17 protein-coding genes and 1 other annotated feature are annotated in these 18,935 nt (G+C 45.8%); of the genes, 13 read left to right on the top strand and 4 right to left on the bottom strand.

The annotated features are described in order from the left end of the window. Window positions 1–2 precede the first annotated feature (2 nt). From lutB to NST56_RS18160, 4 genes are all read left to right on the top strand, one after another. The gene (lutB, locus tag NST56_RS18175) at window positions 3–1,442 is read left to right on the top strand and encodes a lactate utilization iron-sulfur protein LutB (protein WP_010331926.1); all 1,440 of its coding nucleotides are present in this window, start codon (window positions 3–5) and stop codon (window positions 1,440–1,442) included. Further along, window positions 1,442–2,164 carry a lactate utilization protein LutC gene (gene lutC / locus NST56_RS18170; protein WP_286057950.1) on the top strand — a complete coding sequence of 241 codons (723 nt, stop codon included), beginning with the start codon at window positions 1,442–1,444 and terminating at the stop codon, window positions 2,162–2,164. Before lutB ends, lutC begins: the two co-directional genes overlap by 1 nt. 105 nt (window positions 2,165–2,269) lie before the next feature. Further along, window positions 2,270–3,304 (top strand): glycosyl hydrolase family 18 protein, encoded by a 1,035-nt coding sequence (locus tag NST56_RS18165; protein ID WP_326332039.1) that lies wholly within the window; start codon window positions 2,270–2,272, stop codon window positions 3,302–3,304. Window positions 3,305–3,401: 97 nt separating this feature from the next. Continuing rightward, window positions 3,402–3,641: a binding site (T-box leader), on the top strand. A gap of 68 nt (window positions 3,642–3,709) precedes the next feature. Beyond that, window positions 3,710–5,053, top strand: coding sequence for an amino acid permease (locus tag NST56_RS18160; protein ID WP_010331923.1), 1,344 nt, complete (start codon window positions 3,710–3,712; stop codon window positions 5,051–5,053). A gap of 39 nt (window positions 5,054–5,092) precedes the next feature. Here the strand turns inward: NST56_RS18160 and NST56_RS18155 are convergent, their stop codons facing one another. Next, window positions 5,093–6,010, bottom strand: coding sequence for a DMT family transporter (locus NST56_RS18155; RefSeq protein WP_268447141.1), 918 nt, complete (start codon window positions 6,008–6,010; stop codon window positions 5,093–5,095). A 100-nt stretch (window positions 6,011–6,110) separates the two neighbouring features. On the opposite strand from NST56_RS18155, the gene NST56_RS18150 reads away from it, so the two are divergent. Then, window positions 6,111–6,983, top strand: a complete 873-nt coding sequence (locus NST56_RS18150) for a LysR family transcriptional regulator (protein WP_168748780.1) — start codon at window positions 6,111–6,113, stop codon at window positions 6,981–6,983. A 158-nt stretch (window positions 6,984–7,141) separates the two neighbouring features. Next, window positions 7,142–8,152, top strand: a complete 1,011-nt coding sequence (locus tag NST56_RS18145; RefSeq protein WP_010331920.1) for an LLM class flavin-dependent oxidoreductase — start codon at window positions 7,142–7,144, stop codon at window positions 8,150–8,152. A 46-nt stretch (window positions 8,153–8,198) separates the two neighbouring features. On the opposite strand, the gene araR is transcribed toward NST56_RS18145, so the two are convergent. After that, window positions 8,199–9,287: an arabinose utilization transcriptional regulator AraR gene (araR, locus tag NST56_RS18140; RefSeq protein ID WP_339178249.1), complete on the bottom strand. Its 1,089-nt coding sequence runs from the start codon at window positions 9,285–9,287 to the stop codon at window positions 8,199–8,201. Window positions 9,288–9,490: 203 nt separating this feature from the next. Here araR and araE point away from each other — a divergent pair, with 203 nt between their 5' ends. The 3 genes from araE (at window position 9,491) to gap (ending at window position 13,259) form a co-directional block, all read left to right on the top strand. Further along, window positions 9,491–10,885, top strand: a complete 1,395-nt coding sequence (gene araE / locus NST56_RS18135) for an arabinose-proton symporter AraE (protein WP_010331918.1) — start codon at window positions 9,491–9,493, stop codon at window positions 10,883–10,885. A 297-nt stretch (window positions 10,886–11,182) separates the two neighbouring features. After that, window positions 11,183–12,205, top strand: a complete 1,023-nt coding sequence (gene cggR, locus NST56_RS18130; RefSeq protein ID WP_010331917.1) for a gapA transcriptional regulator CggR — start codon at window positions 11,183–11,185, stop codon at window positions 12,203–12,205. A gap of 46 nt (window positions 12,206–12,251) precedes the next feature. Next, window positions 12,252–13,259, top strand: a complete 1,008-nt coding sequence (gene gap, locus NST56_RS18125) for a type I glyceraldehyde-3-phosphate dehydrogenase (protein WP_010331916.1) — start codon at window positions 12,252–12,254, stop codon at window positions 13,257–13,259. 112 nt (window positions 13,260–13,371) lie between these two features. Here gap and NST56_RS18120 read toward each other — a convergent pair whose 3' ends face one another. Beyond that, the gene (locus NST56_RS18120; protein WP_154648864.1) at window positions 13,372–13,524 is read right to left on the bottom strand and encodes a hypothetical protein; all 153 of its coding nucleotides are present in this window, start codon (window positions 13,522–13,524) and stop codon (window positions 13,372–13,374) included. Between the two features lie 48 nt (window positions 13,525–13,572). Between NST56_RS18120 and NST56_RS18115 the strand changes: the two genes are divergently transcribed. The 4 genes from NST56_RS18115 to eno are packed head-to-tail and all read left to right on the top strand — an operon-like array spanning window position 13,573 to window position 18,397. Then, the gene (locus NST56_RS18115; protein ID WP_268504629.1) at window positions 13,573–14,757 is read left to right on the top strand and encodes a phosphoglycerate kinase; all 1,185 of its coding nucleotides are present in this window, start codon (window positions 13,573–13,575) and stop codon (window positions 14,755–14,757) included. A gap of 30 nt (window positions 14,758–14,787) precedes the next feature. Beyond that, window positions 14,788–15,549: a triose-phosphate isomerase gene (gene tpiA / locus NST56_RS18110; protein ID WP_010331914.1), complete on the top strand. Its 762-nt coding sequence runs from the start codon at window positions 14,788–14,790 to the stop codon at window positions 15,547–15,549. Further along, on the top strand, window positions 15,542–17,077 hold the full coding sequence (gene gpmI, locus NST56_RS18105; RefSeq protein ID WP_339178239.1) for a 2,3-bisphosphoglycerate-independent phosphoglycerate mutase: 1,536 nt from the start codon (window positions 15,542–15,544) through the stop codon (window positions 17,075–17,077). The genes tpiA and gpmI overlap by 8 nt, the downstream gene beginning before the upstream one ends. A gap of 27 nt (window positions 17,078–17,104) precedes the next feature. Further along, a complete protein-coding gene (gene eno / locus NST56_RS18100; protein WP_003151625.1) occupies window positions 17,105–18,397 on the top strand; it encodes a phosphopyruvate hydratase in 1,293 nt (430 codons plus the stop codon). A 44-nt stretch (window positions 18,398–18,441) separates the two neighbouring features. On the opposite strand, the gene NST56_RS18095 is transcribed toward eno, so the two are convergent. After that, complete coding sequence (locus NST56_RS18095) at window positions 18,442–18,903, bottom strand: GNAT family N-acetyltransferase (RefSeq protein WP_339182285.1); 462 nt, start codon at window positions 18,901–18,903, stop codon at window positions 18,442–18,444. Window positions 18,904–18,935 lie beyond the last annotated feature (32 nt).

The following is an 18,935-nucleotide window of genomic DNA, read 5'->3' as shown; positions in this document are numbered from 1 at the left end:
TCATGGCGATGAAAATCGGTACTGACGCTTTTAAAGAGCGGGTATCACAGGGGATCGATAATGAATTTATGAGAGGCGCTGTCTCGGGTGCGCAGGAGCGACTGCGGACGAGACGGCTGGAAGCGGCCGAAGAGCTGGGAAACTGGGAAGAATGGCGTTCGTTATCTGAGGAGATCAGGCAGCATGTCCTTGAAAATCTTGATTTTTATTTGGAACAGCTAGCATCCAATGTATCAAACAGAGGAGGACACGTTTATTTTGCTGAAACAGCTGAAGAAGCTTCCTCTTATATCCGCAGCGTGATTCAAAAGAAAAACGGCAAAAAAATCGTAAAGTCTAAATCTATGGTGACAGAAGAAATCAATCTGAATGAAGTGCTGGAGAAGGAAGGCTGCGAAGTGGTCGAAACCGACCTCGGCGAATATATTTTGCAGATTGATGATCACGACCCGCCGTCACATATTGTGGCGCCGGCTCTTCATAAAAATAAAGAGCAGATTCGCGATGTGTTTAAAGAAAGACTGGATTATAAACAGACAGAGAAACCGGAAGAGCTCGTCATGCATGCGCGCGGCATCCTGCGGCAAAAATTTCTGGAAGCCGACATCGGCATTACCGGCTGCAACTTTGCCATTGCCGACACGGGTTCAGTCAGCCTTGTAACCAATGAAGGAAACGGGCGGCTTGTCACGACATTGCCGAAAACCCAAATCACTGTCATGGGAATGGAACGCATTGTCCCGTCATTTTCCGAATTTGAAGTGCTTGTCGGCATGCTGACAAGAAGCGCTGTCGGACAGCGGCTGACGAGTTATATTACGGCCTTAACCGGCCCAAAACTGGAAGACGAAATCGACGGCCCGGAGGAATTCCACCTTGTCATCGTGGATAACGGCCGGTCCAACATTCTGGGCACCGAATTTCAGTCTGTGCTGCAATGTATCCGCTGTGCGGCCTGTATCAATGTCTGCCCTGTGTACCGCCATGTCGGCGGACACTCATACGGCTCGATTTACTCGGGGCCGATTGGAGCCGTTTTATCGCCGCTGCTCGGCGGTTATGACGATTACAAGGAGCTGCCGTACGCGTCTACACTGTGCGCAGCTTGTTCAGAAGCCTGCCCGGTCAAAATTCCGCTTCATGAGCTGCTTCTCAAGCATCGTCAGAACATCGTCGAAAAAGAAGGCAGAGCGCCGATCAGTGAAAAGCTTGCGATGAAAGCGTTCGGTCTTGGGTCTTCCTCTTTGTCGCTTTATAAAATGGGCTCAAAATGGGCGCCTGCCGCCATGACGCCTTTTACAGAGGATGACAAAATATCTAAAGGACCCGGTCCGCTAAAAGGCTGGACGCAAATCCGCGATTTCCCGGCACCGCATAAATCAAGATTCAGAGACTGGTTTACAGACAGAGAGACAGCTGAGCACACAAAGGAGGAGCAGTGATGACGAAGGGAACCATTCAGAATCAAGAAAGCTTTTTAAACCGGATCGCGTCACGCCTTGGCCGTGAAAGAAGAACAGGCGGCGTGGCCGTCCCTGAGTGGGCGCATCAGCCGCAATATAAAACATTTGAAGGGTATTCGCCCGATGATTTAGTCACGGTGCTCAAAAACCATTGTGTCAAAATCCATACTGAGCTGATTGAGACGGATTCAACCGGTCTGTACGATGCCTTGCGTGAACAAGTCAGCCAGTTTTCCGGAGGGCCTGTCATCATTCCGAAGGATCCCCGGTTTGAGGCTTACGGTTTAAAAAGCCTGCTCACCAAAGACTGGCCTGGTGAAGGAACGCAAGTCTGGGAATGGGATGCTGACAAAGGTGAAGAAAATATCAAAAAAGCGGAGCAAGCCAATGTGGGGATTACATTCAGTGAAATCACACTGGCCGAGTCGGGTACGGTTGTCCTTTATTCTTCAAAAGACATCGGCCGCTCTGTCAGCCTTCTGCCGACAACCTATATCGCCATTGTGCCAAAATCAAGCATCGTGCCGAGAATGACACAAGCCAGTGATATCATCAGGCAAAATATTGCTGACGGCATCACGGTTCCCTCGTGCATTAACTACATTACAGGACCGAGCAACTCCGCCGACATCGAAATGGATTTGGTGGTCGGTGTTCACGGTCCGGTAAAAGCAGCTTATATTCTCGTATCTGACCGATGATCCAGAAAGCCCGGCTACCTATGCCGGGCTTTCTGCTTGAAAAAACTTCATTTTCCAAAAATTTGGCCGATGAGAAGAGTATGACGTGAAAAAGGAGGAAACGAAATGAAAAAATGGCTGATCATAGCTGTTTCACTAGCGATAGCAATCGTTCTGTTTATGTATACAAAAACAGAAGCAAAGGCGGCCGGTATGACATTAGGCTATACAACTGGGGATACGGCATCATACAATTCTCTTACGAAGTATCATAAATATATCAGCTCTATTGCCACTGATACGTTTGCGTTTGATAAAAACGGACGTGTGATTGGCGATGTCCCGAGCAAGCAGCTTACATACGCGGAAAAAAATAAAATCAAAACGTGGGCCGTCATTTCCAATTATAATGACGCTATTTATGATTTTGACGGAAACTTAGCGCATCGGGTCATGACTGACAAAACAGCGAGAAAACGATTCACTGACCAGCTTATTTCTTTGGCAAAAAAGCACCACTATTACGGAGTCAATATTGACTTTGAGGCAGTTAATCCGAAAGACCGTTCTGCATACTCAAGCTTCATTCAATATGTCTCACAAGCTCTGAAAAAGAAACATATCAAAACAATGGTATCCGTTCCGGCCAAAAGCGCCGATAATAAAAACGATGACTGGAGCTGGCCGTATGATTATGCGAAAATCGGAAAATATGCGGACTATGTACAAGTCATGACTTACGACGAACACGGCATTTGGGGCGAACCTGGCTCAGTGGCAAGCACAAGCTGGATCAAGCACTCGCTGCAGTTTTCTGTCAAAAAAATCAAAGGAAATAAAGTGATCATGGGAGTCCCTGCTTACGGCTATGATTGGGATCTGAAAGATGGGAGCGGCAGCTCAGCGAGGGAATGGAATGACATCAAGTCCCTCATTAAGAAGCAGAAAGCAAAGCCGGCATTCAATAAAAAAACAGGTTCTATGACGTTTTCTTACATTGACAAAAAGAAACATAAACATGTCGTTTGGTATGAAAATGAAAAAACAATCGAAACAAAAAGCCGCCTGGCGAAACAATATAAAATAGCCGGTGTCTCTGTCTACGCTTTAGGACACGAATCGGAATCCTTCTGGAAGGCCGTTCAAAAAGGGACAAAATAACAGTTTGTTTTTTCTCGCAAGTTATTGACAGAGAAAACAGAAGCACGTATATTATGTTAATATATTCAGAACGTAAAATTTGAGTTTTTCAGAAAACTAAAACACATAGAATGGGAGCAGTAAAAGAAAGGAATCAGTAACAGAGAGCTGCGGGGTGGTGCGACGCAGTCTGATTCTTCTTTGAACTCGCCCGGGAGTGGTAGGACGAAACGGAATAGATTGAATATTCCTTATGTTTTAACGGCTAACCTTCGTTACAGGGTCAAAAAGCTGGATTCTTCTAGGAAGAATCAACAAGAGTGGTACCGCGGTCAGCCGAAGGCTCGTCGTCTCTTTATCTATTCGTATAGATAGGAGACGGCGGGCTTTTTTGTTTTTGAAGACGAGAAGGAGAGGGAAAAAAGGATGGAAAAGGACAATCAGACGTTAAAACGCACGATGACATCCCGTCATATTATGATGATGGCGCTGGGCGGAGCAATCGGTGCAGGTTTATTTAAAGGAAGCAGCTCGGCAATTGATGTGGCAGGGCCATCGGTCATTATCGCATACCTGCTCGGCGGCATTATTTTGCTGTTTATTATGCAGGGGCTTGCAGAAATGGCTGTGCGCAACCGAAACGCGAGAACCTTCCGTGATCTTGTGCAGCAGGTGTTAGGAAATTACGCTGCATATTTCTTGGACTGGATCTACTGGAAAATGTGGGTGCTTAACATTGCGGCTGAAGCTGTTGTCGCTGCAATTTTTATTCAATATTGGCTGCCGGGCTGCCCGATCTGGGTGCTGGCATTAGCAATTTCTCTTGTTGTTACGATTGTGAACTTGCTTTCTGTAAAAATTTTCGCCGAAACCGAATATTGGCTGGCTATGATCAAGATTACCGTTATTATTATTTTTATTTTATTAGGATTGCTGCTCTTATTTGTATCATTCGGTGATCATACAGCGGCCGGGTTTTCGAATCTGACAGAGCACGGCGGATTTTTCCCGCACGGCGGCACAGGGCTGATTACGGCGATGCTTGTCGTGATCTACTCTTACGGCGGTACAGAAATTATCGGAGTGACGCTTGCTGAAACAAAGAACCCGGAAAAGGTTGTCCCGAAAGCAGTCCGCAGCACACTGACACGGATTGTCGCGTTCTACCTGCTGCCGTTTTTCATCATTGTCAGTCTGATCCCGTGGAATCAAGTGAATTCAGTTCCAGAAAGTCCTTTTGTGATGGTCTTTAAAATGGTAGGCATTCCGGGGGCAGACCATATCATGAATGCAGTCATCCTGCTTGCCATCATTTCCTCTATGAATTCAGGTTTATACGGATCGTCCCGCATTTTGTATACACAGGCAACTGACGGAAGATTGCCGCGGGTCTTTTCTAAGCTTTCATCGAAAAACGTCCCGATGTTTGCGATCCTGATGTGCACTTCTTCTTTATATATTGGTGTATTGATTTCTCTGTTCGCCGGAAGCCAGACGTTTAATTACTTAATGGGGTCACTGGGATATACAGTCTTATTTATTTGGCTGATCATCGGATTCGCTCATTTGAAATCGAGAAAAGGGCAAACAGAAACACCAGCCTATTATGTAAAATGGTTCCCGTACACTACATGGTTTGCGATTCTGGCGTTACTCGCCATTCTGATCGGGGTCATCATGACAACGTCAATTGTCATTACCAGCATTACTGCGGCGATCTACCTTTTGATTACAGTTGCATATTTGGTCAAAGGCCGCAAGCACCAGTAAATAAGAAACCCTCTTGTCACATCCGACAAGAGGGTTTTATTATTGTGAAGCCTTCTCATTTACACAGATCAACGCAGCTTTCTGTGCTTTTGATTTTGAATTCACGAGGCAGATGCTTGTGACAATCAGCAGCAGACCCGCCAAGAGGCTTAAGGTAAGCGGTTCATGCAGAAAAATGGAGCTGGCTACGATTGAAATGAGCGGAATCAAGAAGGTGTAGGACGCGACCTTGCTTGCTTCTCCTGAACCGACAAGCGTAAAAAAAACAAGCCAGCCAAGCGCGATGACAAACACTGAGATGAACATTAGACTGGCGACAAATGGGACTGTCCATTGGATCGCGGAAAAGCTCTCCGTCCAGAAGCCGGATACGAGCAAAAATACGCTGCCAATCGTCAGCTGCAAGGCGACCATCCAGATGGAATCGACGCGGCTGCCTGTTCTTTTCATAAATACTGTTCCGAATGCCCAGCTGAGCGCGGAACCTAGAGCCAGCAGAACCCCTATGACAGAAATATGCCCGCCAAAGCCCGCGGCACTGATGACAGCAACCCCGGCAAAACCGAGTACAAGCCCAATCACTTTTAACGTAAACATGGATTCACCGAGCCACATCCAAGAAAAGACACCCATCAGCACCGGCTGAAAGAATACAATAGCGGAAAACAGACCAGCCGGAAGATAATTCAGCCCGATCGTTTGCAGTCCGTAGAATAACGTAATATTTAAAAGAGCAGAAACAAGATAAATCGGCCACGTCTCTTTAAAACGCAGTTTATGAATACGCGGCAGTGCAACAATCACTAATAAGAGCCCGCCGATCAGCGTCCGGATGCCCGCAAACAATAAAGGCGGCGAAAAGGCGAGCGCGGCTTTCGACAGCGGCCAATTGATGCCCCACATGATAACGAGAAAGGCGAGAAGGAGCGCTGTCCGCGTTTTTGATAGCTGTTTCACTTTTTTGATCACTCCTTGTAGATCATTTCTATCATATGATACGGTAGAACATAGGATAAATAAAATGAATCTTTTTTATGAGGAGCATAAGTGAATAGTTATGACCATTACACAATTAAGAGTTTTCGTCAAAGTAGCTGAGACGGGGAGTTTTACAAAAGCGGGACAGTTGCTGAACATGACACAGCCGGCTGTCAGCCATGCCATTTCTGCGATTGAAGCCGAGCTTGATGTGAAATTGATCATCCGTGACCGCCGAAACGGCCTGATGCTGACGGACACGGGAAAAAAGATCTTAGTCCATATCAGAGAAGTATTAAAAGGAATTGAAAAAGTTGAGCAGGTCGCAGCGGCAGAAAAAGGGCTTGAGCTGGGAACGATTCATATCGGCACATTTCCAACCGCCTCCGCTTATTTTATGCCGAAGCTGATCAGCGAGTTTAAACAAAGGTATCCGAAATTGGAGCTTGTTTTGCATGAAGGAACCGTAGACGAAGTCAAGGAGTGGCTCCATACACGGATGATTGATGCCGGCATTCTTCTGTATCCGGCAGACAAGATGGAGTACATTCGGCTGAAAAAAGACAAAATGGTCGTCGTGCTGCGTGATGATCACCCGCTGTGCAGCCGATCAGCCATTACGCTGAAAGATCTCGATTGTGAGCCGATGGTTGTCTGCGACGGCGGCTATGAATCCCCTTTTATCGATAAGTTCAAGCAAGCTGGTTCAACGCTGCACACTGCTTTCACTGTCTATAACGTTAACACCTCGATCAGCATGATCAAAGAAGGCTTGGGCCTGGCGATTTTATCAGAAATGTCAATGTCGGGAATGACGCTGCCGGAGCATGTGGTGACTAGGGATCTCGATCCGCAGGTGTATCGGGATGTGCAGCTTGCCGTTCCTTCATTACATGAGGCTTCTTTGGCGGCTAAGCTTTTCATTGAGATGGCACAGGAGCTTTTTGTATAAAAATCAAATGATGAACGCCTTTTTATTGTTCGAATTTCATCGAATCAAATTCTTTTCATCCTAAACGCAGTTGTGTTAAGGTGTGATAGAAGTCCTTTCGATAGAGACGTAACAGCATGAGGCTGTTTACTTATATCACAACTGCAAAGGAGAACAATATGTCTAACAACCAACGCAAAGATACCTTGCTTTCTGTCTTGAATTTATCTCCTGTTGTTCAAGGGGGAACGATAGCAGAGTCATTCCGAAACAGCATGGACTTGGCGCGCCGTGCAGAGGAGTGGGGCTATCACCGTTATTGGCTTGCAGAGCATCATAATATCGAAGGTGTCGCAAGCTCTGCCACCGCCGTACTGATCGGCCATATTGCCGGCGGCACAAAGAAAATCCGCGTCGGCTCCGGCGGCATTATGCTCCCGAACCACTCATCTCTTGTAATCGCTGAACAATTCGGCACACTGGAAACGCTATATCCCGGACGGATTGATCTGGGGCTCGGACGTGCGCCGGGAACAGACCAATTGACTGCAAGGGCGCTCCGCAGAAACATCAGCAGCGGTGAAGATTTCCCAGAACAATTAGAGGAACTGCGCAATTACTTTAAACCGTCAGGAAATGTGCGCAATCAAGTCCGTGCCATTCCCGGAGAGGGCATAGATGTGCCGATTTGGCTGCTGGGCTCAAGCGACTTTAGTGCCCGTCTGGCAGGTGAGCTGGGCCTTCCGTTTGCATTCGCTGCTCATTTCTCACCGGCGAATACGGTTCCCGCGTTGGAGCTGTACCGCAATTCCTTTACGCCGTCAGAAGTGCTCAACGAACCGTATGCGATGGTCGGCGTAACGATTATCGCCGCAGATACAAACGAGAAAGCACAGCATCTGGCTACATCCCATTACCAGCGATTCCTTGATCTTGTCCGCGGTACGCCAAACCAGCTGAAGCCGCCAGTAGAAGACATGGATCAAATCTGGAGCCCATATGAAAAAGCAATGGTTCATCAACAGCTCAGTTCAACCATCGTCGGCGGTCCTGAAGAAGTGAAGGAAAAGCTTGAAGACTTTGTCAAAACAACTCAGGCCGATGAAATTATGGTCAACTCAGAAACCTTTGATCACGCTGACAGAATGCGTTCATTTGAAATCGTGGCTGACATTTGGAAAAACAGATAAAGGCCATAAAAAAGCAATGTAAAGGGGAAACCCATACATTGCTTTTTTATTCATTCAGCTTTCTTGCGGACTGACGGATGATCAGCTCAGGTTCAAAAATGACATCTTCCTGCTTAGGCTTTTTATGCTCCAAACAGTCAATAACATATTTTGCGGCAGCTTTACCCAGAACAGACTTCGGGTGCTTCACGGAGGTTAATTTCACCTCGGAAATTTGCGCGAAATGAGAGTCATCATACCCGACGATGGACATATCCTCAGGCACCTTGATATCCATCTCCCGAAGCATATCAATCACCTTCAGTGCAATTTCATCATTATAGCAAAGGATAGCAGTCGGCATGTTTTTGCTGTTTTTCTCCAGTGTCTCTTTTACTTTCTCCAGCAGCTTCGATTCCTTTTCCTCCGTCGTAAACGTCACAATCATATCCGGGGAAGGGAATAACTCATGCTCACGATGTGCCTGTATAAATCCGTTCATCCGTTTGACACCTTGTGTATCATCAGCTTTAAAAATACCCATCATGTGCGTATGGCCGAGAGAGAGTAGGTGCTCCGCAGCCATCATGCCGCCTTTCACATCATCGAGAGTAAAACTTGGTGCGGCAAGTTCGGCGTATGACGCATTAATCATCGCAAAAGGAATGCCGTTTTTCTCTAAATTGAGATAGTAGCCAATATTCGGCGTTTGCAGAGCGCTTTTGGTCGGTTCTACAATCAACCCGTCAATATGCTGTGACAGCAGGTTTTCTAATCCTCTGCGTTCATTGTCCGGATTGTTGTTTGTGCTTGTCAAAAGCATAGAATATCCCTGCTCGCTTAAATAAGACTCGATTCCCCTAATGATGCTCGGGAAAATATAGTCTGATATGTAGGTCGTCAGAACGCCGATCGTTTTATTGGAATGCAGCGCTGATTTAGCGGAGCGTGAAGCGACAAAGGTGCCCCCTCCTTGCACGCTGTATAGCAGCCCTTGCGATACGAGGTCTCCAATGGCTTTACGAATGGTATGCCGGCTGACGCCAAATTGCTGCATTAACTCGTTTTCGGTAGGGATCTTTTGATCGGGCAGAATTTTACCTTGATTAACCCATGAACTGATTTCTTCTTTTACTTGAGCATATTTTGGTAACATATCTATTCCTCCAAAATGTATACGGACAAATTTTAGTATATCACAGTGAACTATACAAGAAAACATTGACAGAAAATACAAACAGGATTATTCTATATTTGTACGTACTAATAAAGAACAAATTTCGTTAAAATTTTAAATAAGTACGTACAATTGTAATGGGAAATGTAAACGCTTTACTCAACTTTCGGGAGGGCAGAGAAATGAAGAACACTCCAACTCAATTAGAACCAAATGCTCCTGTAACAAGAAGCCATTCAATGGGATTTGTGATTTTGATATCATGCGCGGCGGGGCTTGGCGGTTTATTGTACGGCTATGACACTGCAGTTATTTCTGGTGCTATTGGTTTTCTCAAGGATTTATACAGCCTGAGTCCGTTCATGGAGGGGCTTGTCATTTCAAGCATTATGATTGGAGGAGTTGCGGGAGTCGGGATATCCGGGTTTTTAAGCGACTGGTTCGGGCGCAGAAAAATCTTAATGACAGCGGCCCTGTTATTTGCGGTATCAGCAGTTGTTTCTGCTGTTTCACAAGACGTGTCGACCTTAATCATTGCGAGGATTATCGGAGGTTTGGGGATCGGAATGGGTTCGTCATTATCCGTCACTTATATTACGGAAGCGGCGCCGCCCGCCATACGCGGAAGTTTATCTTCCTTATATCAGCTCTTTACGATACTGGGCATTTCCGCAACGTACTTTATTAATCTCGCTGTCCAGCGCTCCGGAACATATGAATGGGGCGTGCAAACCGGCTGGAGATGGATGCTCGCTTACGGAATGGTGCCATCTGTTATCTTTTTCCTTGTCCTGCTGGTCGTGCCGGAAAGTCCAAGATGGCTGGCGAAAGCGGGCAGAACAAAAGAAGCGTTATCGATACTGACACGTATTAATGGAGAAACTGTCGCAAAAGAAGAATTGAAGAACATTGAAAACTCTTTAAAAATAGAACAAATGGGCTCACTATCACAGCTCTTCAAACCAGGCCTCAGAAAAGCGCTTATTATTGGAATCCTGCTGGCGCTCTTTAATCAAGTGATCGGCATGAACGCCATCACCTACTACGGGCCGGAAATCTTTAAAATGATGGGATTCGGACAAAATGCCGGATTTGTGACAACCTGTATTGTCGGTGTCGTGGAGGTCATTTTTACTGTCATCGCGGTTTTATTGATTGATAAAGTTGGGCGCAAAAAACTGATGTCCATCGGTTCAGCTTTTATGGCGATTTTCATGATCTTAATCGGAACGTCGTTTTATTTTCAGTTAACAAGCGGATTTATGCTGATCTTCTTTATATTAGGTTTTGTCGCCGCGTTCTGTGTATCGGTCGGGCCGATCACATGGATTATGATTTCTGAAATCTTCCCGAACCATCTGCGGGCGAGAGCCGCTGGGATCGCCACCATCTTTTTATGGGGAGCAAACTGGGCGATCGGGCAGTTTGTGCCGATGATGATCAGCTCGTTCGGGCTGGCCTACACGTTCTGGATCTTTGCCGTCATTAACATTCTCTGCTTCCTGTTTGTCGTCACAATCTGTCCGGAGACGAAGAATAAATCGCTCGAAGAGATTGAAAAGCTTTGGATAAAATGAAAACGCTTTAAAAAGTGAAGCCCTTTCGATTGAGAAGGGCTTTTTATTTTGTGCGCACCATTAAAGGTTTGCTGTATAAGATAGAAATATAGAGGGAAAAATAATGAAAGAGAAACGCAGCTGCATAAAACTGCGCGAATATTGTCGATGAATTGGCTCTTAACAGTTGAATAAACATTTCCACCCTGTTAAAATAATTAAAGAAAGCAGAAATAATTTTTTTTGGCTATGATGGGACGTTTTTTGTCATAGCGGGACGTTTGGTGTCCAGCAAAAAAAGGAAGGAACGTTTGAGTCATGAACCAGTTAATACAAGCTCAAAAAAAATTATTGCCTGATCTTCTGCTCGTTATGCAAAAGAGGTTCGAAATCTTGCAGTATATCAGGCTGACAGAACCCATCGGCCGCAGAAGCCTCTCTGCCAGTCTCGGAATCAGCGAGCGTGTGCTGAGAAGCGAGGTTCAGTTTTTAAAGGAACAGAATCTGGTCGATATTAAAACAAACGGCATGACGCTGACAGAAGAGGGTTATGAACTGCTTTCCGTTTTAGAAGATACGATGAAAGATGTTTTAGGTTTGACGCTTTTGGAAAAGACATTAAAAGAACGATTAAATCTAAAGGATGTCATTATCGTATCCGGAGACAGCGACCAATCCCCATGGGTCAAAAAAGAAATGGGAAGAGCGGCTGTCGCATGTATGAAAAAAAGATTTTCAGGCAAAAATATCGTCGCTGTGACCGGCGGTACGACAATTGAAGCTGTCGCCGAGATGATGACGCCGGATTCTAAAAACCGCGAGCTTTTGTTTGTGCCTGCAAGAGGCGGTTTAGGCGAAGACGTAAAAAACCAGGCGAACACCATATGCGCGCATATGGCGGAAAAGGCTTCAGGCACTTACCGGCTTTTGTTTGTTCCGGGACAGCTGTCACAAGGCGCCTATTCATCTATTATTGAAGAACCTTCTGTCAAAGAGGTGCTGAACACGATTAAATCAGCGAGTATGCTGGTTCACGGAATCGGCGAAGCTAAAACTATGGCTGAGCGGAGAAACACACCTTTAGAAGACTTAAAGAAAATAGATGATAAAGACGCGGTGACAGAAGCGTTCGGCTACTACTTTAACGCGGACGGCGAAGTGGTCCACAAAGTGCATTCTGTCGGAATGCAGCTGGATGACATAGACGCCATTCCCGATATTATAGCGGTAGCCGGCGGATCATCAAAAGCCGGGGCGATCGAGGCTTACTTTAAAAAGCCGCGCAACACGGTTCTCGTCACTGACGAAGGAGCCGCAAAGAAGTTATTAAGGGATGAATAATCCCTCAATATAAATATCTCTCACTTATTTAAAGGAGGAAACAATCATGGCAGTAAAAGTCGGTATTAACGGTTTTGGTCGTATTGGACGTAACGTATTCCGCGCAGCATTAAACAATCCTGAAGTTGAGGTAGTAGCGGTTAACGATTTAACAGATGCTAACATGCTCGCTCACCTTTTACAATATGATTCTGTACACGGAAAATTAGACGCTGAGGTTTCAGTTGACGGTAACAACCTTGTTGTTAACGGTAAAACAATTGAAGTTTCTGCAGAACGCGATCCTGCTAAACTTAGCTGGGGTAAACAAGGCGTTGAAATCGTTGTTGAATCTACTGGTTTCTTCACAAAACGCGCAGACGCTGCGAAACACTTAGAAGCTGGCGCGAAAAAAGTAATCATCTCTGCTCCTGCTAACGAAGAAGATATCACAATCGTTATGGGTGTTAACGAAGATAAATACGATGCGGCTAACCACGACGTTATTTCTAACGCATCTTGCACAACAAACTGCCTTGCGCCGTTTGCAAAAGTACTTAACGACAAATTCGGCATCAAACGCGGTATGATGACAACAGTTCACTCTTACACAAACGATCAGCAAATTCTTGATCTTCCGCACAAAGACTACCGTCGTGCGCGTGCAGCAGCTGAAAACATCATCCCAACTTCAACTGGTGCGGCTAAAGCAGTTTCTCTAGTTCTTCCTGAACTAAAAGGCAAACTGAACGGCGGAGCAATGCGTGTTCCAACTCCAAACGTTTCTTTAGTTGACTTGGTTGCTGAACTGAACCAAGAAGTAACAGCTGAAGATGTAAATGCAGCTCTTAAAGAAGCAGCTGAAGGAGATCTTAAAGGAATCCTTGGCTACAGCGAAGAGCCATTAGTTTCTGGCGACTACAACGGAAACAAAAATTCTTCTACAATCGATGCTCTTTCTACAATGGTTATGGAAGGCAGCATGGTAAAAGTAATCTCTTGGTACGATAACGAAAGCGGCTACTCTAACCGCGTTGTTGACCTTGCAGCTTACATCGCTAAAAAAGGTCTTTAATTCATAGCTGAAAAAAGGACCTTACTTGGTTCTTTTGAATAGAAGCGCTATAATGAAAGCGGACAAGGGAAGGGGACGGACTCCCTTTCCCTTTTTCCATGAAGACCGGCTTTCAGAAAACGTTCTGTGAAAGAGAAGCATCTGCGCTTTGCAGCTTTCCGGCGCCTTCGCCTGCGGCCACTGCCCTGGCTTCAGACGATCTGCCCTGTGCCGAAAAGTATGCGATCTGCCCTCGCGGAGTCATCGCTTGATCAGACGGTTTCACGTTTTTCGTGCTGCATGCAAACCATTTTGAAGGAGGATCTCCTAAAGCATGAATAAGAAAACTCTCAAAGACATCGACGTAAAAGGCAAAGTTGTATTCTGCCGCGTTGACTTTAACGTTCCAATGAAAGACGGGGAAGTAACAGACGATACACGTATCCGTGCTGCACTTCCGACAATCAAACACCTTGCAGGCCAAGGCGCGAAAGTCCTTCTTGCGAGCCACTTAGGCCGCCCGAAAGGCGAAGTCGTTGAGGAGCTTCGTTTAACTCCTGTTGCTGCACGCCTCGGCGAACTGCTTGGCAAAGAAGTGAAAAAAGCGGATGAAGCATACGGTGATGCTGTAAAATCGCAAATTTCCGACATGAAGGACGGAGACGTTCTTGTATTGGAAAACGTACGTTTCTACCCTGGTGAAGAGAAAAATGATCCTGAGCTTGCAAAAGCATTTGCTGAGATTGCAGATGTATATGTGAATGACGCATTCGGTGCTGCCCACCGTGCCCATGCATCTACAGCTGGAATTGCCGAGCATCTGCCAGCGGTTGCAGGTTTCTTAATGGAAAAAGAGCTTGACGTACTCGGAAAAGCAATTTCCAACCCTGATCGTCCGTTCACTGCCATTATCGGCGGAGCGAAAGTAAAAGATAAAATCGGCGTCATCGAAAGTCTTCTTGATAAAGTAGACAACCTGATCATCGGCGGCGGTCTTGCTTATACATTCGTTAAAGCGCTTGGTTATGAGGTTGGTAAATCTCTGCTTGAAGAAGATAAAATCGAGCTTGCGAAAACATTTATGGATCGCGCGAAAGAAAAAGGCGTTAACTTCTACATGCCTGAAGATGTACTCGTTGCAGATGATTTCTCTAACGATGCAAACGTAAAAATTGTGCCGATCTCTGAAATCCCTAGTGATTTAGAAGCAATCGACATTGGTACGAAAACACGCGAAACGTATGCTGATGTCATCAAAAACAGCAAACTTGTCGTGTGGAACGGACCGATGGGCGTATTCGAAATCGATTTGTTCGCTCAAGGAACAAAAGCGGTTGCGGAAGCATTGGCAGAGGCGAAAGATACATACTCTGTCATCGGTGGAGGAGACTCTGCAGCAGCGGTTGAAAAATTCGGCCTAGCTGACAAAATGAGCCACATCTCAACAGGAGGCGGCGCATCTCTTGAGTTCATGGAAGGCAAAGAGCTTCCAGGGGTAGCTGCACTGAACGATAAATAATTTTAAAACTGCTATAAGGAAGTGGAACAGATGAGAAAACCAATTATAGCCGGTAACTGGAAAATGAACAAAACACTCGGCGAGGCTGTCAGCTTCGTTGAAGAAGTGAAATCTTCCATTCCAGCAGCAGACAAAGCGGAAGCTGTTGTTTGCGCGCCAGCGCTTTTCTTAGAAAAGCTGACTTCTGCTGTGAAAGGCACTGACCTTAAAGTCGGCGCTCAAAACATGCACTTTGAAGAAAGCGGCGCGTTCACAGGCGAAATCAGCCCGGTTGCTTTGAAAGACCTTGGCGTTGACTACTGCGTCATCGGCCACTCTGAGCGCCGTGAAATGTTCGCTGAAACTGATGAAACAGTTAATAAAAAAGCACATGCTGCTTTCAAACACGGTATTGTGCCGATCATCTGTGTTGGTGAAACGCTTGAAGAGCGTGAAGCCGGCAAAACAAATGATCTTGTGGCTGACCAAGTGAAAAAAGGCCTAGCGGGTCTTTCTGAAGAACAAGTTGCAGCTTCTGTTATTGCTTATGAGCCAATCTGGGCAATCGGAACAGGCAAATCTTCTACATCTAAAGATGCGAACGACGTGTGTGCGCATATCCGTAAAACCGTCGCTGAAAGCTTCGGCCAAGAAGCGGCAGACAAGCTTCGCATTCAATATGGCGGAAGCGTAAAGCCTGCAAACATTAAAGAATATATGGCAGAGTCCGATATTGACGGTGCTTTGGTCGGCGGCGCGAGCCTTGAGCCACAGTCATTCGTTCAATTATTGGAGGAAGGTCAATATGAGTAAAAAACCAGCTGCACTCATCATTCTTGATGGGTTCGGATTACGAAACGAAACAGTAGGGAACGCAGTCGCTTTGGCGAAAAAACCGAATTTTGACCGCTATTGGAATCAGTATCCTCATCAGACACTGACTGCTTCAGGCGAGGCTGTAGGTCTTCCTGACGGACAGATGGGGAACTCCGAAGTAGGGCACTTAAATATCGGTGCGGGCCGTATTGTGTATCAAAGCTTAACACGCGTAAATGTTGCCATTCGCGAGGGAGAGTTCGAACACAATCAAACATTCCTTGACGCGATCACCAACGCGAAAGAAAACAACAAAGCCCTGCATCTGTTCGGTCTTTTATCAGACGGCGGTGTGCACAGCCATATCAATCATTTATTCGCGCTGTTAAAGCTTGCGAAAAAAGAAGGGCTGACAAAGGTATATATCCATGGCTTCCTTGACGGCCGTGATGTAGGACCGCAAACAGCGAAAACGTACATCAACCAGCTGAACGAACAAATCAAGGAGATCGGTGTCGGAGAAATCGCCAGCATTTCCGGACGCTACTACTCAATGGACCGCGATAAACGCTGGGACCGTGTAGAAAAAGCGTACCGTGCAATGGCATACGGCGAAGGCCCGACTTACCGCAGCGCATTGGATGTTGTTGATGATTCATATGCGAATGGAATTCACGATGAATTCGTTATTCCATCTGTCATCACAAAAGAAAACGGTGAGCCTGTTGCGAAAATCCAAGACGGCGATTCTGTGATTTTCTATAATTTCAGACCGGACCGCGCCATCCAGATTTCTAACACGTTCACGAACAAAGACTTCCGCGATTTCGACCGCGGCGAGAATTATCCGAAAAACCTGCATTTCGTCTGCCTGACTCACTTCAGTGAAACAGTTGACGGCTATGTGGCGTTTAAACCGATAAATCTTGATAATACAGTCGGAGAAGTATTATCTCAGCAAGGATTAAAACAGCTTCGAATTGCAGAAACTGAAAAGTATCCGCATGTCACGTTCTTTATGAGCGGCGGCCGTGAAGCTGAATTCCCGGGTGAAGAGCGTATTCTTATCAACTCGCCGAAAGTCGCAACATACGACTTGAAGCCTGAAATGAGTGCGTATGAAGTGAAGGACGCGCTTGTCAAAGAAATCGAAGCTGACAAGCATGACGCGATTATCCTTAACTTCGCAAACCCAGACATGGTCGGCCACTCCGGAATGGTTGAACCTACAATTAAAGCAATTGAAGCAGTGGACGAATGCTTAGGCGAAGTCGTTGACGCGATTCTCGCTAAAGGCGGACACGCCATCATTACCGCTGATCACGGTAATGCTGATATTCTGATTACAGAATCAGGCGAACCGCACACTGCACATACAACAAATCCAGTCCCTGTAATTGTAACGAAAGAAGGCATCACGCTGCGTGAAGGCGGAATCCTAGGCGACCTTGCACCAACGTTATTAGACCTTCTCGGTGTTGAAAAACCGAAAGAAATGACTGGAACATCTTTAATTCAAAAATAAGCTGAAAATCAAAGGAGAGACAAACTCATGCCATACATTGTTGATGTTTATGCACGCGAAGTATTAGACTCCCGCGGCAACCCAACAGTTGAAGTTGAAGTATATACAGAAACAGGAGCATTCGGCCGCGCTTTGGTGCCAAGCGGAGCTTCTACAGGTGAATACGAAGCAGTTGAGCTTCGTGACGGCGACAAAGACCGTTACCTTGGAAAAGGCGTGTTAACAGCTGTTAACAACGTAAACGAAATCATTGCTCCAGAGCTTCTTGGCTTTGATGTAACTGAACAAAACGCAATCGATCAGCTTTTAATCGAGCTTGACGGTACTGAAAACAAAGGCAAACTTGGTGCGAACGCCATCCTTGGCGTATCTATGGCTTGTGCGCGTGCTGCTGCTGATTTCTTACAGATTCCTCTTTATCAATACCTTGGAGGATTCAACTCAAAAACGCTTCCTGTACCGATGATGAACATCGTCAACGGCGGAGAGCATGCTGACAACAACGTAGACATTCAAGAATTCATGATCATGCCTGTAGGTGCTCCTAACTTCCGTGAAGCACTTCGCATGGGCGCTCAAATCTTCCACAGCCTGAAATCAGTTCTTTCTGCTAAAGGAATGAACACAGCTGTAGGTGATGAAGGCGGATTCGCTCCAAACCTTGGTTCTAACGAAGAAGCGCTTCAAACAATCGTTGAAGCAATCGAAAAAGCTGGCTTCAAACCTGGCGAAGAAGTAAAACTTGCAATGGATGCTGCATCTTCTGAGTTCTACAACAAAGAAGACGGCAAATACCATCTGTCTGGCGAAGGCGTTGTGAAAACGTCTGCTGAAATGGTTGACTGGTACGAAGAAATGGTTTCTAAATACCCAATCATCTCTATCGAAGATGGACTTGACGAAAACGACTGGGAAGGCCACAAGCTTCTTACTGAGCGTCTTGGCAAAAAAGTTCAGCTTGTTGGTGATGACCTCTTTGTTACAAACACGAAAAAACTTGCTGAAGGTATCAAAAACGGCGTAGGCAACTCTATCCTGATCAAAGTAAACCAAATCGGTACATTGACTGAAACATTCGATGCAATCGAAATGGCGAAACGCGCAGGCTACACTGCTGTTATCTCTCACCGTTCTGGTGAAACAGAAGACAGCACAATCGCTGACATCGCTGTGGCAACAAACGCAGGACAAATCAAAACAGGTGCTCCGTCACGTACGGACCGTGTTGCGAAATACAACCAGCTTCTTCGCATCGAAGATCAGTTGGCTGAAACTGCTCAATACCACGGTATTAACTCTTTCTACAACTTAAACAAGTAATAAAATGACCGCCGAGAGAAATCTCGGCGGTTTTTTTGTGCTTTTTACAGATCCAAATAAAGCCTCACCATATCACGGCATTGAATGCCGTTTTCAAAGATCTCCTCATCATAATGTCTAATAAAAAAATCATGGTCGATCGCTTGCAGGCGAAATCCGCATTTTTGATAAAGAGAAAGCTGATGGATGCTGGAATTTCCAGTGCCAATCTCAATCACCTTTGCTCCCATATGTTTCGCTTGTTCGATGGCGTCGCGGATAAGAAGCTTGCCGATGCCTTGTTGTTGCATGGTTTGTTTTACTGCGATGTTAGCAATTTCTACGGTTTGCGGTCTAGTTGTGATGATCACGTATACACCAGCTAATTCGCCCGATATATAAGCTGTGTAGCATTCTCCTCTGGCAATGTATTCATCAACAATTTCTTTTGACGGATCGGCGAGCAGCAGAAGCTCATACAGCGCTTGATCATAGTTTGTCGCTTTTTGAATGGTGAGCTGTTGCATCATCATTCCACCTTTTCACATGTTTATAGAGA

Origin of the sequence: Bacillus sp. FSL R5-0560, assembly GCF_037966305.1 — a bacterium.
Classification (GTDB): Bacteria; Bacillota; Bacilli; order Bacillales; family Bacillaceae; genus Bacillus; species Bacillus mojavensis.
The sequence above is the reverse complement of the archived record's forward strand: the minus strand, read 5'-3'. Positions and strand labels throughout refer to the sequence as shown.

Excerpts from the sequence above, each read along its gene's own strand:
- gap (WP_010331916.1), top strand. The coding sequence starts at position 12,252 with ATGGCAGTAAAAGTCGGTATTAACGGTTTTGGTCGTATTGGACGTAAC.
- araE (WP_010331918.1), top strand. The coding sequence starts at position 9,491 with ATGAAGAACACTCCAACTCAATTAGAACCAAATGCTCCTGTAACAAGA.
- gpmI (WP_339178239.1), top strand. The coding sequence starts at position 15,542 with ATGAGTAAAAAACCAGCTGCACTCATCATTCTTGATGGGTTCGGATTA.
- cggR (WP_010331917.1), top strand. The coding sequence starts at position 11,183 with ATGAACCAGTTAATACAAGCTCAAAAAAAATTATTGCCTGATCTTCTG.
- araR (WP_339178249.1), bottom strand. The coding sequence starts at position 9,287 with ATGTTACCAAAATATGCTCAAGTAAAAGAAGAAATCAGTTCATGGGTT.
- tpiA (WP_010331914.1), top strand. The coding sequence starts at position 14,788 with ATGAGAAAACCAATTATAGCCGGTAACTGGAAAATGAACAAAACACTC.
- NST56_RS18145 (WP_010331920.1), top strand. The coding sequence starts at position 7,142 with ATGTCTAACAACCAACGCAAAGATACCTTGCTTTCTGTCTTGAATTTA.
- NST56_RS18150 (WP_168748780.1), top strand. The coding sequence starts at position 6,111 with ATGACCATTACACAATTAAGAGTTTTCGTCAAAGTAGCTGAGACGGGG.
- NST56_RS18115 (WP_268504629.1), top strand. The coding sequence starts at position 13,573 with ATGAATAAGAAAACTCTCAAAGACATCGACGTAAAAGGCAAAGTTGTA.
- NST56_RS18160 (WP_010331923.1), top strand. The coding sequence starts at position 3,710 with ATGGAAAAGGACAATCAGACGTTAAAACGCACGATGACATCCCGTCAT.
- NST56_RS18165 (WP_326332039.1), top strand. The coding sequence starts at position 2,270 with ATGAAAAAATGGCTGATCATAGCTGTTTCACTAGCGATAGCAATCGTT.
- NST56_RS18095 (WP_339182285.1), bottom strand. The coding sequence starts at position 18,903 with ATGCAACAGCTCACCATTCAAAAAGCGACAAACTATGATCAAGCGCTG.
- lutC (WP_286057950.1), top strand. The coding sequence starts at position 1,442 with ATGACGAAGGGAACCATTCAGAATCAAGAAAGCTTTTTAAACCGGATC.
- eno (WP_003151625.1), top strand. The coding sequence starts at position 17,105 with ATGCCATACATTGTTGATGTTTATGCACGCGAAGTATTAGACTCCCGC.
- lutB (WP_010331926.1), top strand. The coding sequence starts at position 3 with ATGGCGATGAAAATCGGTACTGACGCTTTTAAAGAGCGGGTATCACAG.